This window comes from Amycolatopsis sp. FBCC-B4732 (genome assembly GCF_023008405.1).
Taxonomy (GTDB): Bacteria; Actinomycetota; Actinomycetes; order Mycobacteriales; family Pseudonocardiaceae; genus Amycolatopsis; species Amycolatopsis pretoriensis_A.
Genome location: NZ_CP095376.1, coordinates 9,286,081 through 9,301,033, shown reverse-complemented (window position 1 = coordinate 9,301,033; position 14,953 = coordinate 9,286,081). Strand labels below are relative to the sequence as shown.

At 70.2% G+C, this 14,953-nt stretch carries 20 protein-coding genes and 1 tRNA gene; 11 read left to right on the top strand and 10 right to left on the bottom strand.

The features are described 5' to 3' along the window. Positions 1–45 precede the first annotated feature (45 nt). Positions 46–375: a hypothetical protein gene (locus MUY14_RS42340; RefSeq protein WP_247018222.1), complete on the bottom strand. Its 330-nt coding sequence runs from the start codon at positions 373–375 to the stop codon at positions 46–48. A 122-nt stretch (positions 376–497) separates the two neighbouring features. Here MUY14_RS42340 and MUY14_RS42335 point away from each other — a divergent pair, with 122 nt between their 5' ends. The 4 genes from MUY14_RS42335 (at position 498) to MUY14_RS42320 (ending at position 4,404) form a co-directional block, all read left to right on the top strand. After that, positions 498–1,469 carry a LuxR C-terminal-related transcriptional regulator gene (locus tag MUY14_RS42335; RefSeq protein ID WP_247018219.1) on the top strand — a complete coding sequence of 324 codons (972 nt, stop codon included), beginning with the start codon at positions 498–500 and terminating at the stop codon, positions 1,467–1,469. 108 nt (positions 1,470–1,577) lie between these two features. After that, positions 1,578–2,522: a ParA family protein gene (locus MUY14_RS42330; protein ID WP_247018217.1), complete on the top strand. Its 945-nt coding sequence runs from the start codon at positions 1,578–1,580 to the stop codon at positions 2,520–2,522. Further along, on the top strand, positions 2,519–3,073 hold the full coding sequence (locus MUY14_RS42325; RefSeq protein WP_247018214.1) for a hypothetical protein: 555 nt from the start codon (positions 2,519–2,521) through the stop codon (positions 3,071–3,073). Before MUY14_RS42330 ends, MUY14_RS42325 begins: the two co-directional genes overlap by 4 nt. Continuing rightward, complete coding sequence (locus MUY14_RS42320; RefSeq protein ID WP_247018212.1) at positions 3,067–4,404, top strand: hypothetical protein; 1,338 nt, start codon at positions 3,067–3,069, stop codon at positions 4,402–4,404. The genes MUY14_RS42325 and MUY14_RS42320 overlap by 7 nt, the downstream gene beginning before the upstream one ends. 50 nt (positions 4,405–4,454) lie before the next feature. On the opposite strand, the gene MUY14_RS42315 is transcribed toward MUY14_RS42320, so the two are convergent. The 5 genes from MUY14_RS42315 to MUY14_RS42295 all read right to left on the bottom strand — a co-directional run bounded on the left by MUY14_RS42315 (position 4,455) and on the right by MUY14_RS42295 (position 8,428). Further along, positions 4,455–4,527, bottom strand: a tRNA-Ala gene (locus tag MUY14_RS42315). 54 nt (positions 4,528–4,581) lie between these two features. Further along, entirely contained in the window at positions 4,582–5,418 is an 837-nt protein-coding gene (glpR, locus tag MUY14_RS42310) for a gephyrin-like molybdotransferase receptor GlpR (RefSeq protein WP_247018210.1), read from the bottom strand. A gap of 162 nt (positions 5,419–5,580) precedes the next feature. Next, entirely contained in the window at positions 5,581–6,249 is a 669-nt protein-coding gene (locus tag MUY14_RS42305) for a GNAT family N-acetyltransferase (RefSeq protein WP_247018208.1), read from the bottom strand. After that, positions 6,249–7,526: a gephyrin-like molybdotransferase Glp gene (gene glp / locus MUY14_RS42300; protein ID WP_247018206.1), complete on the bottom strand. Its 1,278-nt coding sequence runs from the start codon at positions 7,524–7,526 to the stop codon at positions 6,249–6,251. Before glp ends, MUY14_RS42305 begins: the two co-directional genes overlap by 1 nt. After that, positions 7,523–8,428 (bottom strand): UTP--glucose-1-phosphate uridylyltransferase, encoded by a 906-nt coding sequence (locus MUY14_RS42295; RefSeq protein ID WP_247018204.1) that lies wholly within the window; start codon positions 8,426–8,428, stop codon positions 7,523–7,525. Before MUY14_RS42295 ends, glp begins: the two co-directional genes overlap by 4 nt. A 24-nt stretch (positions 8,429–8,452) precedes the next feature. Here MUY14_RS42295 and MUY14_RS42290 point away from each other — a divergent pair, with 24 nt between their 5' ends. From MUY14_RS42290 to mscL, 4 genes are all read left to right on the top strand, one after another. Further along, the gene (locus MUY14_RS42290; RefSeq protein WP_247018202.1) at positions 8,453–9,043 is read left to right on the top strand and encodes a 5-formyltetrahydrofolate cyclo-ligase; all 591 of its coding nucleotides are present in this window, start codon (positions 8,453–8,455) and stop codon (positions 9,041–9,043) included. 86 nt (positions 9,044–9,129) lie between these two features. Continuing rightward, on the top strand, positions 9,130–9,441 hold the full coding sequence (locus tag MUY14_RS42285; protein ID WP_247018200.1) for an FmdB family zinc ribbon protein: 312 nt from the start codon (positions 9,130–9,132) through the stop codon (positions 9,439–9,441). Between the two features lie 131 nt (positions 9,442–9,572). Next, positions 9,573–10,199 (top strand): SAF domain-containing protein, encoded by a 627-nt coding sequence (locus MUY14_RS42280; RefSeq protein WP_247018198.1) that lies wholly within the window; start codon positions 9,573–9,575, stop codon positions 10,197–10,199. Positions 10,200–10,228: 29 nt separating this feature from the next. After that, complete coding sequence (gene mscL / locus MUY14_RS42275) at positions 10,229–10,642, top strand: large-conductance mechanosensitive channel protein MscL (protein WP_086678717.1); 414 nt, start codon at positions 10,229–10,231, stop codon at positions 10,640–10,642. A 6-nt stretch (positions 10,643–10,648) separates the two neighbouring features. Here mscL and MUY14_RS42270 read toward each other — a convergent pair whose 3' ends face one another. Both MUY14_RS42270 and MUY14_RS42265 read right to left on the bottom strand, forming a co-directional pair. Then, a complete protein-coding gene (locus MUY14_RS42270) occupies positions 10,649–10,822 on the bottom strand; it encodes a hypothetical protein (RefSeq protein WP_247018196.1) in 174 nt (57 codons plus the stop codon). A 75-nt stretch (positions 10,823–10,897) separates the two neighbouring features. Then, positions 10,898–11,398, bottom strand: a complete 501-nt coding sequence (locus tag MUY14_RS42265) for a molybdenum cofactor biosynthesis protein B (RefSeq protein WP_086861534.1) — start codon at positions 11,396–11,398, stop codon at positions 10,898–10,900. A 123-nt stretch (positions 11,399–11,521) separates the two neighbouring features. On the opposite strand from MUY14_RS42265, the gene MUY14_RS42260 reads away from it, so the two are divergent. The 3 genes from MUY14_RS42260 to MUY14_RS42250 all read left to right on the top strand — a co-directional run bounded on the left by MUY14_RS42260 (position 11,522) and on the right by MUY14_RS42250 (position 13,196). Beyond that, complete coding sequence (locus tag MUY14_RS42260) at positions 11,522–12,583, top strand: NAD-dependent epimerase/dehydratase family protein (RefSeq protein ID WP_247018194.1); 1,062 nt, start codon at positions 11,522–11,524, stop codon at positions 12,581–12,583. Positions 12,584–12,696: 113 nt separating this feature from the next. Next, positions 12,697–12,939: a type II toxin-antitoxin system Phd/YefM family antitoxin gene (locus MUY14_RS42255; RefSeq protein WP_229907886.1), complete on the top strand. Its 243-nt coding sequence runs from the start codon at positions 12,697–12,699 to the stop codon at positions 12,937–12,939. After that, positions 12,936–13,196, top strand: coding sequence for a Txe/YoeB family addiction module toxin (locus MUY14_RS42250; RefSeq protein ID WP_247018192.1), 261 nt, complete (start codon positions 12,936–12,938; stop codon positions 13,194–13,196). Before MUY14_RS42255 ends, MUY14_RS42250 begins: the two co-directional genes overlap by 4 nt. 1 nt (position 13,197) lies before the next feature. Here the strand turns inward: MUY14_RS42250 and MUY14_RS42245 are convergent, their stop codons facing one another. Next, positions 13,198–14,247, bottom strand: a complete 1,050-nt coding sequence (locus tag MUY14_RS42245; RefSeq protein ID WP_247018190.1) for a sensor histidine kinase KdpD — start codon at positions 14,245–14,247, stop codon at positions 13,198–13,200. Beyond that, positions 14,244–14,945 (bottom strand): response regulator transcription factor, encoded by a 702-nt coding sequence (locus MUY14_RS42240; protein WP_247018189.1) that lies wholly within the window; start codon positions 14,943–14,945, stop codon positions 14,244–14,246. Before MUY14_RS42240 ends, MUY14_RS42245 begins: the two co-directional genes overlap by 4 nt. Between the last annotated feature and the right edge of the window lie 8 nt (positions 14,946–14,953).

The window sequence follows — 14,953 nt, the reverse complement described above, 5'->3', positions numbered from 1 at the left end:
GGCGGGTTGGGCGACTCCGAAGCCGCCCAACCCGCCCGCGGCCGCTCAGCGGTTGCACCGCCACGAGTACGGATCGGCGGCGTTCAGCACCGTCGCGTAGGCACCGCCGCCGTACTGGTCGGTGCAAGCGGCGTTGACGTTGATGCCGACTTGGTAGCCCCAGGGCGCCCGGCAGCGCCAGCTGTAGGCGTTGTGCGCGTCGGTGACCACCGCGGCCAGGCCCATCCCCGGGTTCTGGACGGTGCAGGCCCGCTGCATGTCGACACCGCCGATGACCGCCGCGTCGGCCGGCACTGCGATCACCACGGCCATAGCCGCCAGACCGATCGTCGCGACGACCACCCGCGACAGCAAGCTGGGCCAATGGGTTTCCATCGGAACTCCTCTCTCTTCGCGGCTCCCCGCCGCAAACCGAGCGTCCCAAGACGACGACCCCGGCTCCATCGCTCGCGGAGTGACGAATCGCGCCCACCACCTCATCGCGGGAGGACACCCGAATGCCGGCGAGACTGAGGGTCGACGCCGAGACGACCCTCATCCTGCGGGAGGCGTTCCACAAGATCGACGCCAACTACCGCACCGACCACTACGGCCTCTACGACTACGCGCGCGCGGTGATGAGCAAGATCGTGCCCTTGGACCACTTCTACATCGGCTTCTTCCACGGCGCGAACCGCGTCCGCTACCCGTACGGCTACGACGGCGGCATGTACACCGACCCGCAGTCCCACATCTACGGCCCGCACGGGCAAGCCGCGTGGCTCCTGCGGCACCGCCAGACGTACCGCATGCAGTACGACAACGGCGCCGCCCTCAACGCCGGCGTGGCTTCGGGCGACACCAGCCGCGCGTCGGCCGACGCGGTCACCACCCCGCTGTTCCGTCGCGGCCGCGACGGCGAGCCGACGGTGTTCGGCATCATGTCCATGCAGAGCTACCAGCCGGACACCTTCGACGACAACTCCGTGCGCGCCTTCGAATGGCTCGCCGACCTGGTCGCCCGCGTGCTGACCAAGGAAGCCGAAGACCTCGACGCGCTCCGCAGCCTCCCCGCCGACGTCGGCGACGCACCCCAGCTGGTCACGGCCGACCACATCGTCGAGTTCCTGTCCTCCCGCGTGGCGGACGTGCGCCAGCGGGCCCAGGACGCGTTGCCGGCCCAGGACATCGGCTTGCTGCGCGAAGCCCTGCAGCGCATCGTCACGGACTGCCAGCAGCTCCAGTCCGACCTGGTCGAGCTGACGCTCGACATCGACAACGGCCCCGAAGAACGTTTCAGATCGCTGACCGCGGCCGAACAAGGTGTGGCGGTGCTGCTGAGCAGCAACATGCCGAACGACGAAATCGCCCGCGAACTGGGCATCAGCCTCCACACGGCGAAGACCCACGTCCGCAACATCCTGGCCAAGTACGCGATGCCGGGCCGCGCGGCGGTGGCGGACGACGTCCGCAAGCACCTGGCCCGCTGACTGTTGCCACATCCTGGACAGTTCAGGGACAGTTCGTCGCCTTCCCCGTCGGTACGGCCGTGCCTGTACTACAAACGGCCCTCAGGACGAGACCACCGGGGAGTGCGCATGCGGGTCGTGGCGGTCATGAACTACAAAGGCGGAGTCGGGAAGACGACGCTGACCGCGAACCTCGGCGCGGTGGCCGCCAGTCGCGGGCTGCGTGTCCTCCTCCTCGACCTCGACCCGCAGACCAACCTCACGTTCTCGTTCTACTCGATCGACGACTGGCACCACCAGCTCAAGGACAACAACCGCACGATCAAGCAGTGGTACGAGGACGAGTTGCCGGGCCGGGACACACCGCTCGCCGGTCTCGTCGTCACCCCGGAGCGGGTCAACAAGGTCCTCGACGGCACCGGCGGGCGCCTCGACCTGATCTCGTCGCACCTCGGCCTCATCGACATCGACCTGGAACTCGCGGCCCGGCTGGGCGGGGCGACCACCATCGAGACGTCGAAGCGCAAGTTCCTCGACCTGCACGGCTGCCTGCGACGCGCGCTGCGCGACGAGCACTTCGCCGACTACGACCTGGTCCTGATCGACTGCGCCCCGAACTTCGGCATCGTCACCAAGACCGCGATCGTCGCCAGCGAACAGGTTCTCGTGCCCGCCAAGGCGGACTACCTGTCCACACTGGGCCTCGACTACCTGGTGGGCAACTGCGCCGAACTGGTGACGCAGTTCAACGACTTCGTCAACCACCGCGGCGGCACGCAGGGCCACCGCCCGATCGACCCCGGCATCCTGGGCGTGGTGTTCACCATGGTGCAGATCTACTCGCAGCAGGTGACGCTGGCCCAGCACGCGTACATCGAGGAAGTGCGCCTGAACTCCCGGGTTCCGGTGCTGAACAGCAGGATCCGCAACAGCCCCCGCCACTTCGGCGACGCCGGCGAGAGCGGCGTACCGGCGATGCTGCGCACGGCTGGCCGGGACGAAGTCGTACGCGAATTCGACCAGCTGGCCGACGAAGTCCTCGGCACGCTCTCCTTGCCCGGCGGCCGCCAGTGAACGACCTGAAGCAGCTGGCCGCCTTGCAGGCGCGGGTGTTCGAGTTCCTGGCCCAGCAGGACGAAGCGACGTTGGCGGCGATCGCCGACGGCGAAGTGCAGCTGGCCATCGCCGGCTCACAGCCGCCGTCGGAACAAGCCCGGCGGCCCCCACTGGAAAACCTGACGGTGGCGGAACTCAAGGCGATGGCCAAGAAACGCCGCTTGCGCGGGTACAGCAAGCTCACGCGCGACGGACTCGTGGCGCTCCTCGGCGGCCCTGTCGCGAACGAACCGGCGGAAGAAGTCCGTTCCGAGGCACCACCTATCGTCACGACGAACCCGGACCCAGCGGCAGCAGCCATCGCGTCGCACCTACGGGAAACCGAGACCGAGGAAGAAGGCGCCGCCTACCTGCAGGCGCAGCGCCTCGACCGCGAAGGTCTGCTGGCCGTCGCGGCCGAGCTGCAGCTGACGCGCGTAGACCGCCTGAACCCGAAGGAGCTCGAGAAGAGAGTGCTCAAGCAGGCCATCGGCGCCCGGCGCAAGTTCGCCGGCCTGCGGAAGTGGTGACGGCCGACGGCCGCTCGATGCATTTGATCGGCGGCCGGCGCGTGATGGTTTCGGACCTGCTGGACGCGGGCCTGGTCCAAGCCGGCGCGAAGCTCAGGTTCAGCCGCAAGCGCATCGGCGCCACGTTCGAGGCCACGGTGACGGACCAAGGCCGCATCCGCCTGGAGCCCTCCGGCGAGGAGTTCCGATCGCCCTCCCGAGCCGCCATGGTGGCGGCCGGCATGCGCGCGGTCGACGGCTGGCGCGCGTGGGTCCTGGTCGACCAGGACCGCCTGCTGGACTCGGTACGCCAGGAGTTCCTCGACAGGGCGATCTCCGCGGCCCACCGCCAACCCGAAGACACTCCCCGCCAGCGCGTCCACGAACGCCTCCGCCAGGCGCGCGCCCGCGCCGACGAACAGGACCCCGAACGCATCTCCGTCCGCGACCTCCTGGCCCTCTGGGGCGCGACGGACCGCGGCGACCAGGTCAGCCGGATCGAAGCGGACCTGGCCAACCACGGCCTGGTGACATCCCCGAGCTTCCGCGCGGTCACGCTCGACACGGTGGTCTCGCTGACCACCCCACCCGACGAGGTCGAGGACGTCCGGATCACCGAGGACGACGAAGGCGGCGACGACCTCAACGTCCGGCTGACGGTCGGAAACCTGACCCCGCTCGACGGCGTCGCCTCGGTCGGCCCGAACAGCGGGCTGGACGAAGCGATCACGAAGATGCTCCTCAACGACTATTCCCAGCTGGCGGTCCTCAGCGGCCCCCGCAACGCCCGCGGCGCGGTCACCTGGCGTTCGATCACCCAAGCCCTGCACCAGAAACCGGCCGCCACGGTCGCCGACGCGATCGTCTCCGCCGAACAGGTCGCCTACGACCGCGACCTGTTCGAAGTCCTCCCGACGTTGCAGCAGCACGAGTTCGTGTTCGTCCTGAACGAGACCAAAGAGGTCAAGGGCATCGTCACGACCGCGGACGTGGCCCACCGCTACGGCGAAATGGCCACGCCGTACTTCCTGCTGGGCGAGCTGGACCAGACACTGCGCTGGATCCTGAGCCGCGGCCTCGACCTTCCAGCGGTCCAACCCCACTGCAGCAGACCGGTGAAGAGCTTCGACGACCTGGCGTTCGGCGACTACCAGCGAATCCTGGAGAACAAGGAGATCTGGCAGAAACTGGGCTGGCCCTTGGACCGCCAGACCTTCACGTCCCGTTTGGAGAAGATCCGCCTGATCCGCAACAAGGTGATGCACTTCCACCCGGACCCGGTCTCCGGAGACGCGATCAAGAAGCTCAGAAACTTCGCGAAGCTGCTGCACCAGTACCGCGACCCGACCTGAAGTCGCACACAAAAAGGCCCGCACCTGTGAGGTGCGGGCCTTTCAGAATGTGGAGCTGAGGGGAATCGAACCCCTGACCTTCTCGATGCGAACGAGACGCGCTACCAACTGCGCTACAGCCCCTTGGTTGTGCTCGTAGAGCTTAGCAGTGCCCCACGAGCACCCCACGCAGGGGGGTCACTCTCCCACCGCACGCCGATAAGGCCCGGTCCCAGGCTCATCGAGCTCCTCGAACGCCGGGTCCTCATCATCGAGATCGACCACCACAGCGCTACGCCGGATCCGCGACGTAGGCGAAGGACGACGCTCGACGACCTCCCGACGAACCGGCTCGACCACCTCGACGTCCTCGGCGTGGTCCTCCTCCTCGACCGGAGCGGTCTCCTCCACCGAAGCACGCCGAGGCGCACGAGTGCTGTTGAAGCGAGCGAGCCGACGCTGCCGGATCTCCTCCTCGATGCGCACCTGCCGGCGCAGGTACACGAGGTACCCGACGAGCACGACGTCGACGATCGCGTGGCCCCACCAGACCAGCGGCACGAGGAAGCCGGCGACCGCGGCCGTCGCGACCGCGATCACGAGCAGGATGACGACGACCCGCTGCCGGAAGCCGTACTTCGCCCGCGCCGCGATCTCGGCCGCTTCGGGGTCGAAGCCGCCGCGGCCCGGGCGGTACCCCGGCCGGTCGCGTTCAGCGCGAGAGGCGCGCGACTCGCGCTTCGGCTGCGGAAGCGGCTCGGGGTCGGGCTCCGGATCCTCGAAGTCGTCCTCGAGCTCGAGGTCCGCTTCCAGCTCCGCGAGGTCGTCCTCGACCGACGGCCGGGTCTTCTCGGGACTGTCGGACATGGCGAATTCCTCCCGGTCTTCGTTGCGTCCACCACCACTGCGCACGACCCTGGCCGCCATCGCGGAGTCGGTCGTCCTCACGACCTGCTGCCGCTTGCGCGCGACCATGGGCACGAGAACGACGAGCCATGCCGCGGCGAGCGCGACGATGATCACCGAGCTGGGCATCTCCCGTCACCTCCCCCGATCCTTCACCTGAAATCACGCTAGTCACAGGAGTAACAGATCGGACGGAGGCTCGCCGGGTTGGATCACGGAAATGCCTCACCGGATTAGGTGAATCTCACAGCATGTGGTAACGCGGCTACCGACCCAGGTGGGTAATCACGGTCAGGCGTAGTCGGCTCGACCCGCCGCGACCAGCCGGGACACCAGCCCGGGCCCGGTCTCTTCCCGCGTCACGGCGAAGCAGTAGTGGTCCCGCCAGGCCCCGGCGACGTCGAGGTAGCGCTCGAACAGCCCCTCCTGCCGGTACCCGGCTTTGGTGAGAACCCGCAGGCTGGCGGCGTTTTCCGGCCGCACGGTGGCCTCCAGCCGGTGCAGGCCGGCCGGGCCGAAGGCGTGGTCGGTGACGAGGGCGACGGCGGCCGTCGCGACCCCGCCGCGGACCACGTCGGACGACACCCAGTAGCCGACCCAGGCGGACCGCAGCGACGCCCGGATGACGTTACCCACAGTGATCTGTCCCGCGAGTCGCCCGTCCAGGGTGATCGTGAACGGCAGGCACTGACCACGCCGAGCGAGCGAACGCAGCGCCGCCCACTGCGAAGGCCATGACCAGAAGGCGTTGCGTTCCGGCCACGGGCCGACGCCGGTCGGCTCCCACATCTCGAGGTGTGCCCGGTCCCGGAGCCGGATCCGGCTCCACTCGCCCGCGTCGCGCAGCCGGACCGGCCGGATCGCGACCACGCCGGCGGGCACCCGCAGCGGGCCGAGCCGCGCCGGCCAGCCCGGGTGCCTGCTCTCGACCGGGTAGGACACGCCGGACACGGAGTTCATCAGGCCCGTTGCGCCAGGAAGGTGACCTGGACCTGCTCGCCGGCGGCGACTTCCGTCAGCTCTTCCGGCACGTTGATCAGGCAGTTCGCCTCGGCCAGCGACGCGAGCAGGTGCGCCCCGGACTGGCCGAGCGGCTGGACCAGGTACTCGCCGTTGGCCTCGTCGCGCAGCAGCTGGCCGCGCAGGAAGCCGCGCCGGTCCTCGGTCGACGTGATCGGCGACAGCAGCCGCGCGCCGACGATCCGCCGGTGCGGGTTGCGGGTCCCGCGCGCCGCCCGGATCAGCGGCCGCACCAGCACCTCGAACACCACCAGCGCGCTCATCGGGTTGCCCGGCAGCAGGAACGTCGGCACCGAATCGGGGCCGAGCCTGCCGAACCCCTGCACCGAGCCGGGGTGCATCGCGACGCGGGTCAGGTCGATCCGGCCGAGGTCGGACAGCGCGGCGTGGACCTCGTCGCCCGTCGTGCCCCCGGCGCCGCCGGCGACCACCACGATCTCCGACATCAGGAGTCGTCCCTCGACGATCTCCCGCAGCCGCTTCGGCTCGCTGGGCACGATGCCGACCCGGCTGACCTCGGCGCCCGCGTCCCGGGCGGCCGCGGCCAGCGCGTAGGAGTTGACGTCGTAGACCTGCCCGACCGACGGCGTCCGGTCGATGTCGACCAGCTCGTCACCAACCGACACGATCGAGACGCGCGGCCGCGGGTAGACCAGCACCTTCGCGCGGCCGACCGCGGCGAGCAGGCCGACCTGCGCCGAGCCGATGGTGTCGCCGTTGCGCACCGCGACGTCGCCGATCTGGACGTCCTCACCGGCCCGCCGCACGTACCCGGCCGAAGGCACCGAGCGGTGCACGGTGACCTTGGCCTGGTGCCCGTCGGTGTAGGCGAGCGGGACGACGGCGTCGGCGAGCGTCGGCAGCGGTGCGCCGGTGTCGACGCGCACGGCCTGGCCGGGCTGCAGGCGCCGCGGCTGGCGCGAGCCCGCCGCGATCTCCCCGACCACCGGCAGCTGCACCGGCTCCTGCCCGGCCGTGCGCACGTCGACGCTGCGCACCGCGTACCCGTCGATCGCGGCCTGGTCGAACCCGGGCAGCGCGTGCTCGGCGACGACCTCCTCGGCGCAGAGCAGGCCCTGGGCCTCGGAGATCGCCACCCGCACCGGCCGGGGCCGGACGGCGGCGTCCAGCGTCATGGAGATCTGCGCGTCGACCGAGCGGAACTCGGCCTCCTCCTCGGCCACTTCGGGCCGTGCCGCGTCGAGGGATTCCGTCATGGGCGATCTGTCCCGATCCGTTCCGTCAGCCACGCCCGTAAAGATGGACCGTACTCGGGCGTTTCAAGCGCGAAATCGACCGCGGCGCGCAGGAAACCACCCGGATTCCCCAGGTCGTGGCGTCCGCCGCGGTGGACGACGACGTGCACCGGGTGTCCTTCGGCGATCAGCAGCGCCACGGCGTCGGTCAGCTGCAGCTCGCCGCCGCTGCCCGGCGTGATCCGCTTCAGCGCGTCGAAGATCGCCCGGTCGAGCAGGTAGCGCCCGGCCGCGGCGTACGTCGACGGCGCGTCCTCCGGCTTCGGCTTCTCGACCATCCCGTGCACGCGCTTGACGTCTTCGTCGTCGGTGTCGCTGACGTCGAACACGCCGTACGGGGAGATCTCCGCCTTCGGGATGTCGAACGCGCAGAGCACGCTGCCGCCGTGTTCGGCGCGGACCGCGCTCATCCGCTCGAGCACGCCGGTCGGCAGCACGAGGTCGTCCGGGAGCAGCACGGCGACGGCCTCGTCGTCGGGCGTCAGGTTCGGCTCGGCCTGCGCGACGGCGTGGCCGAGGCCGAGGGCCTGCTCTTGGATGGCGGTCTCGACGGCGAGCAGCGCGGGCCCGCGGCGGACCTTCTCGAGCAGCTCGTCCTTGCCCTTGGCCTTGAGGTTCTCCTCCAGTTCGGGCTGCGTCTCGAAGTACTTGACGACGGCTTCCTTGCCCGGCGAAGTGACGATGACCAGGCGTTCCGCTCCGGCGGCGGCGGCCTCGGCCGCGACCAGCTCGATGCCCGGTGTGTCGACCACGGGCAGCAGTTCCTTGGGCACGGCCTTCGTCGCCGGGAGGAACCGTGTCCCGAGCCCGGCGGCAGGCACGATGGCGGTTCTGAACGTCTGGGTGGTTGCGGCGCCCGTCATGGGCGCAAAGCCTAACGTGAGGTCATGCACGCGCTGGGCAATGAGCACCTGAGCAAAGCGGAGTGGCGCGACCGGCTGAAGCGCGCACGGGCGGACCAGACCGCCGAATCGCACGCCACCGAGGCGTCGGCCCTGGTCAACGCGGTGTCGAAGGTCACATCCGGCACGGTGTGCGCGTACCTCCCGTTCGGGACCGAACCGGGCACGGCGGCGCTCGCCGACGCGCTGGCCGCCGCGGGTGCGCGCGTGCTGCTGCCGGTCATCCAGCCGGAACCCGGCCCGCTCGAGTGGGCCGAGTACACCGGCGAAGCCGATCTCGTGCCCAGCCGGTTCCGCGGTATCCGCGAACCGGGCGGAAAACGCCTGGGTGTCGAGGCCGTGCGGGCGGCGGAGCTGATCTTGCTGCCCGCACTGGCCGTGGATCGCCGGGGCGTCCGGCTCGGCCGCGGCGCCGGTCACTACGATCGTTCGCTGGTGTTCGCCGAGGCCGGCGCGACGCTGCTGGCGGTCGTCCGGGACGCGGAACTGGTCGACCGGCTGCCCGGGGAGCCCCACGACGTGCGGATGACCGGGGCCTTGACCCCGGGTCGAGGCGTGGTCGAGCTGCCGATGTGAGCAACCTGGAATTGCTTTAGGGGAATGTCTTCAAGCACAATCGGGTTGGCACTCTGGTCGGATGAGTGCCAGCAAAGGAGCCGTCAGTGCCTACGTACCAGTACGCCTGCAAAGAATGCGACCACCGGTTCGAAGCCGTGCAGTCGTTCTCGGACCCGAGCCTGACCGTCTGCCCGCAGTGCTCCGGCACGCTGCGCAAGGTCTTCAGCTCGGTCGGCGTCGTCTTCAAGGGGAGCGGGTTCTACCGCACGGACTCGCGCGACTCGGCGAAGTCGAGCACCGCCGCGACGCCGGCGAAGTCCGAGACCAAGACGGAGTCGAAGTCCGAGTCGAAGTCGGACACGAGCTCGACATCCTCCTCCTCGGGTACGACGAAAACCGCTGCCGCGGCTTCCTGAGCCACGGAGTTGTCCACAGCACCCCGGTTGTCCACAGGTGCCGGACGAGGCCCTTCCGGCGGCCCGTCCGGCTTCCCTAACGTCGATCCGGTGCGGCAAGCCGTCGCACCCGATCCGACCGAGGGGGCACCGTGGACGCACTGGCGAGGTTCCACCCACCCGACTTGTCCCGGCTGCGAGGCCGGCGGACGCGGCTGATCCGCCGCTGGCTCGCCGCCTGCCTGGTGCTGGCCGGTGCGCTGCTCTTCCTCCACCCCGGTTCCGCGCGGGGTGCGCCGACGAAGCCGACCGTCGTCGCGGCGCACGACCTGCCCGCCGGCGCGGCCCTGCGCGCCGCCGACGTCCGGCTGGCCTTCCTCCCCGACGACGCCCGTCCTTCGGGCGCGCTGAGCTCCCTCGACCTCGTCGACGGGCGCTCGTCGGCGGGTGCCGTCCGCGCCGGCGAGCCGCTGACCGACGTCCGGCTGGCCCCCATCCCCGCACCGGGTGATCCGGGCACCGCGACCGTGCCGGTCCGGCTGGCCGACGCCGCCGTCGCCGAGCTGCTGACACCCGGCAGCCGCGTGGACGTCGTCGCGGCGCCGGAGCCCGGCGTACCCGCCTCCGTGCTGGCCGAAGAGGCCACGATCGTGACGATCGGGCACCAGGAGCCGTCCGCGGCGAAGGGACCCTTGGTCTTGCTGAGGCTGCCGGAGGCGAGCGCGACGAGGGTGGCGGCGATTTCACTGGAGCGTCCGGTAACGGTTACTCTCCGCTAGCCCCACCAGCCCGTTCTCGAGGAGAGCAAGTGTTCAAGGGTTTCAAAGACTTCCTGATGCGCGGCAACGTCGTCGACCTCGCCGTCGCGGTGGTCATCGGCTCGGCGTTCACGGCGATCGTCACGGCGTTCACCAACGGCCTCATCAAGCCGCTGATCAGCACGATCGGCGGCACGGACGCCGCGAAGGGCCTCGGCTACCAGATCTTCGACAACAACGAGGCCACGTTCCTGGACTTCGGCGGCGTGATCAACGCGGCGATCAACTTCGTGCTGGTCGCGGCGGTGGTCTACTTCGTGATCGTGCTGCCGGTGAAGCACGTCCAGGAGCGGCGCAAGCGCGGCCAGGAGCCGGGCCCGTCCGAGCCCACCGACGTCGAGCTGCTCATCGAGATCCGCGACCTGCTGCGTGCCCAGGCCCAGCGCGACAACGGCCGCGACTGAGCCCGCTCAGCGATCGTGGTGCGGTGGCCGGTTCTCCCGGTACCAATCGTCCGGGAGACCGGTGCGCCGCTCGGGATCGCGCTCGTCGGAAGTCGTCTCGGGCAGGACGTCCCCGAAGATCTCGTCGACCCGGCGGCGGCGCTCGCTGCTGGTCTGGGGTTCCCGCTGTTCTCCCGGCATGGCCCCAGTGTCCCACGAAGCGTTGATTGACAACTCCAGAGCGAACCCCGAGCGGCAGGCCCGCTCACCTGTGGATCAGACCTCTTCGAGGCCCGAAAGCTCGTCGATCACGTGCGGAACGAGCGAGGTCAACGTCGCCATCCCGTCGCGCACGGCGGACCGCGACCCGGCCAGGTTGACCACGAGGGTGCTCCCGGAAACGCCGGCGAGCCCCCGCGAGATCCCGGCGTCGACCGCGCCGGCGGCGAGGCCGGACGCGCGGATCGCCTCGCTGATCCCCGGGATCGGGCGGTCGAGCACACCGGCGGTGGCGTCGGGCGTCCGGTCGCGCGGCAGCACCCCGGTGCCGCCGACGGTGATCACCAGGTCGGCGCCGCCGATCACGGCCGTGTTGAGCGCGTTGCGGATACCAGTGGTCTCGGCGTCGACGACCACCACACCGTCGACGATGAAGCCCGCTTCTTCGAGCAGCTCCGTGACGAGCGGGCCGCTGGTGTCCTCGTGCTCGCCGTGCGCCACGCGATCGTCCACGATGACCACGAGGGCCCGGCCCAGCCGTTGTGCACTCCGTTCCATGGCGCCCACCGTAGTCGGTTTCGGCCGTCCGGCGGCGGGAGGTGCCGGGTGAGTTCTGACGATCCGGTGACGTGGCCGCGCAGCCCTCGGCAAGGCCCCGTGCGGCCGCCTAGCGTGACCGGTGTGCGCGTACTGGTCACCGGCGGAGCCGGGTTCATCGGATCACACATCGCCGACTTGCTCGCCGACGGCGGTGACGACGTCGTGGTGCTCGACAACCTGCTCCCGACGGCGCACGGCTCCCGCACGCCACCGGCGTACACCGGCAGGCACCGGTTCCTGCGCGGCGACGTCACCGACATCGAGATGGTCGCGGAACTGCTCGACGGCGCCGACGCGGTGTGCCACCAAGCGGCGGTGGTCGGGCACGGCATCGATCCGTCGGACGCGCCTTCGTACGCCCTGCACAACGACTACGGCACGGCGGTGCTGCTGGCCGCGATGCACGCGGCTGGCGTGCGGAAGCTGGTGCTCGCGTCGTCGATGGTCGTCTACGGCGAAGGCCGCTACGCCTGCCCGGACCACGGCGTGGTGCCGCCGTCGCCGCGCCGCGCGTCCGATGTGGACGCCGGCCGCTTCGAGCCGCGGTGCCCGTCCTGCGACGCCGAGCTGGCATGGCAGCTGGTGCCCGAGGACGCCCCGCTGAACCCCCGCAGCACGTACGCGTCGACGAAGCTCGCACAGGAGCACCTGGCCGGCGCCTGGGCCCGGCAAACGGGTGGCAGCGTCTGGGCGATGCGCTACCACAACGTCTACGGCCCGCGGATGCCGCAGAACACCCCGTACGCGGGGGTGGCGTCACTGTTCCGGTCGTCACTGGTGCGCGGCGAGGCCCCGCGGGTCCTCGAGGACGGCGGTCAGCAGCGCGACTTCGTCCACGTCCACGACGTTGCCAGGGCGAACGTCCTGGCACTCAGGACGCCCGGCCCGGAAGCCGACCTCACCCCGCTGAACATCTGCTCCGGCACCCCGCACACGGTCGGCGAACTGGCGGTGGAACTGGCCCGCGCATGCGACGGCCCGGCCCCCCAGGTGGTCGGCGGCGCCCGCGCGGCCGACGTCCGCCACGTGGTGGCCGACCCCGCCCGCGCCCGCGAACTGCTGGGCTTCACAGCGGAAATCGGCTTCGAGAAGGGCATGACGGACTTCGCCACGGCGGAGCTGCGCGACCCGGTGTCTCCCTAGAGCCGGGCCAGGCGGGCCTTCGCGCCACGCATGGCCCAGATCACCCTTGCCAGCCCTCCCCTCATCGACGTACAGTATTCTGTACGTCGAAGGGAGGAGTGTCTGTGAAGACCATGAGCTACTCCGAGTCTCGCGCGAAGTACGCCGAGACGCTCGACTCCGTGGTCAACGACCGCGAAGAGGTCGTGATCACTCGCGCCGGGCACGAACCGGTCGTGATTGTTTCCCTTGACGACTACCAGTCGCTCAAGGAAACCGCCTATCTGCTTCGCAGCCCTGAGAACGCGCGACGTTTGATCACGGCAATCGAGCGGCTGGAGTCCGGCGGCGGGACACAGCACGAACTTGTGGAATGAAGCTGGTTTGGGACGAGCTCGCTTGGCATGACTACCTCTGGTGGCAGACCGAAGACCGGAAGGTTCTCAAGCGCATCAACGCACTGCTCGAGGATGTCCGGCGGAACGGCAACGAGGGTCTCGGCAAACCTGAACCCCTGAAGCACGGCTTCCAGGGTTACTGGTCACGCCGGATCACAGACGAGCACCGGCTCGTCTACAAGATCGCCGAAGACGAGATTCGCATCGCGGCCTGTCGCTACCACTACGGGAAGTAGTTCAGGACATCGCCAGCGGCAGCCGCACCTCGAACCGGCACCCCGGGCCGTGGTTGTGGACGCCGATCTTCCCGCGGTGCGCCTCGACCAGGCCCTTGGTGATGGCCAGCCCGAGTCCGCCGCCGCTGGTCGTCCCGCCGCGTTCCGGTGTCCGCGCCTGCGTCCCGCGGAAAGCGACGTCGAAGACGCGGGTGATCTCGTCGTCCGGGATGCCGCCGCACGAGTCGTCGACGGCGAGCAGGGCTTCGTCGCCGTCGACGCCGATCTGCACCGCGACCGTGCCGTCGGGCGGGGTGTGCCGGATCGCGTTGGAGACCAGGTTCCGCACGATCCGGGCCAGTTCCGGGTCGCTGCCGGTCACGACCGGCCAGGTCGAGGCGTTGGCGAGCACCCGCACACGCTTCTGCTCGGCGACCGGGGACTGGGCGGCGACGGCGTCGCTGACGACGTCCCGCAGCGGCACCGCGGACATGGTGAGTTCGAGCGCGCCCGCCGTGATCCGGGAGAGTTCGAACAGGTCGCCGACCATCGCGGACAGCCGGGTGGTCTCGCCGGTGATCCGCTGGGCGTAGTCGGCGACCTCGTCGCGTTCGGACACCACGCCGTCGGCCAGCGCCTCGGCCATCGCCTGGATGCCGGCCAGCGGGCTGCGCAGGTCGTGGCTGATCCAGGCGACCAGCTCGCGGCGGGACGCCTCGGCCGCGCGTTCGCGATCGCGCGCTTCCCGCTCCCACACGCTGCGGCGCGCGACGGCCCGGCCGAAGGCGATCGCCGCGGGCACCGTGACCAGCGCGACGAGCAGGCAGACCAGCAGCATCGTGGTCAGCGCCGGGGTGAACATGAACCCGCTGATGCCCAGCACGCCGACCAGCGTGGCGACCACCGGGATCAGCACCAGCACGGTGAGCGTGGTGGCGAGCGAGCCGCGGCGCAGCACGTAGAGCACCACTCCGCCCAGCACGGCCACCGGAAGCGCGAAGAGCAGCGCGACCGGCAGGATGTGCCAGATGTGAGCGACGATCTCGTCGAAGGACTCACCGGGTTCGATCACGGTTGCCCCCGGTCGTAGCGGTAGCCGACACCCCACACGGTCGCCACCCGGGCCGGCTTGGCCGGGTCGCGCTCGATCTTCTCTCGCAACCGTCGCACGTGGACGGTCACCGTGGACTGGTCGCCGAAGTCCCAGCCCCACACCTTCTCGAGCAGGTCCGCGCGCGAGTAGGCGACGCCGGGGTGGGCGAGGAAGAACGCCAGCAGGTCGAACTCCCGGGTGGTGAGCGGCAGTTCGCGGCCGGCGAGCGTCGCGGTGCGCGCGCTCATCTGCAGGCGCAGGTCGCCGTCCGCCAGTTCCGCGGCGGCCGGTTGCGGGCGCGGCATCCGCGCGCGGCGCAGCACGGAGGCGACGCGGAGGGCGAGTTCCTTGGGGCTGAACGGTTTCGTCACGTAGTCGTCGGCGCCGAGCTGGAGCCCGGCGATCCGGTTCTCCTCCTCGCCGAGCGCGGTGAGCATGACGATCGGCACCTGGCTGACCTGGCGCAGCCGCTTGCACACCTCGAGGCCGTTGATCCCCGGCATCATGACGTCGAGGACGACGAGGTCGGGCTCGTGGGCGGCGAACTTGGCCAGCCCTTCGGCGCCGTCGCCGGCCTGGTCGACCGTGAACCCGGCCACCTCCAGGTAGCGGCGGACGACGTCGCGGACCGTCTCGTCGTCGTCGACCACGAGCACCCGCCCGGCCTGATCGTTCATCACGTCTC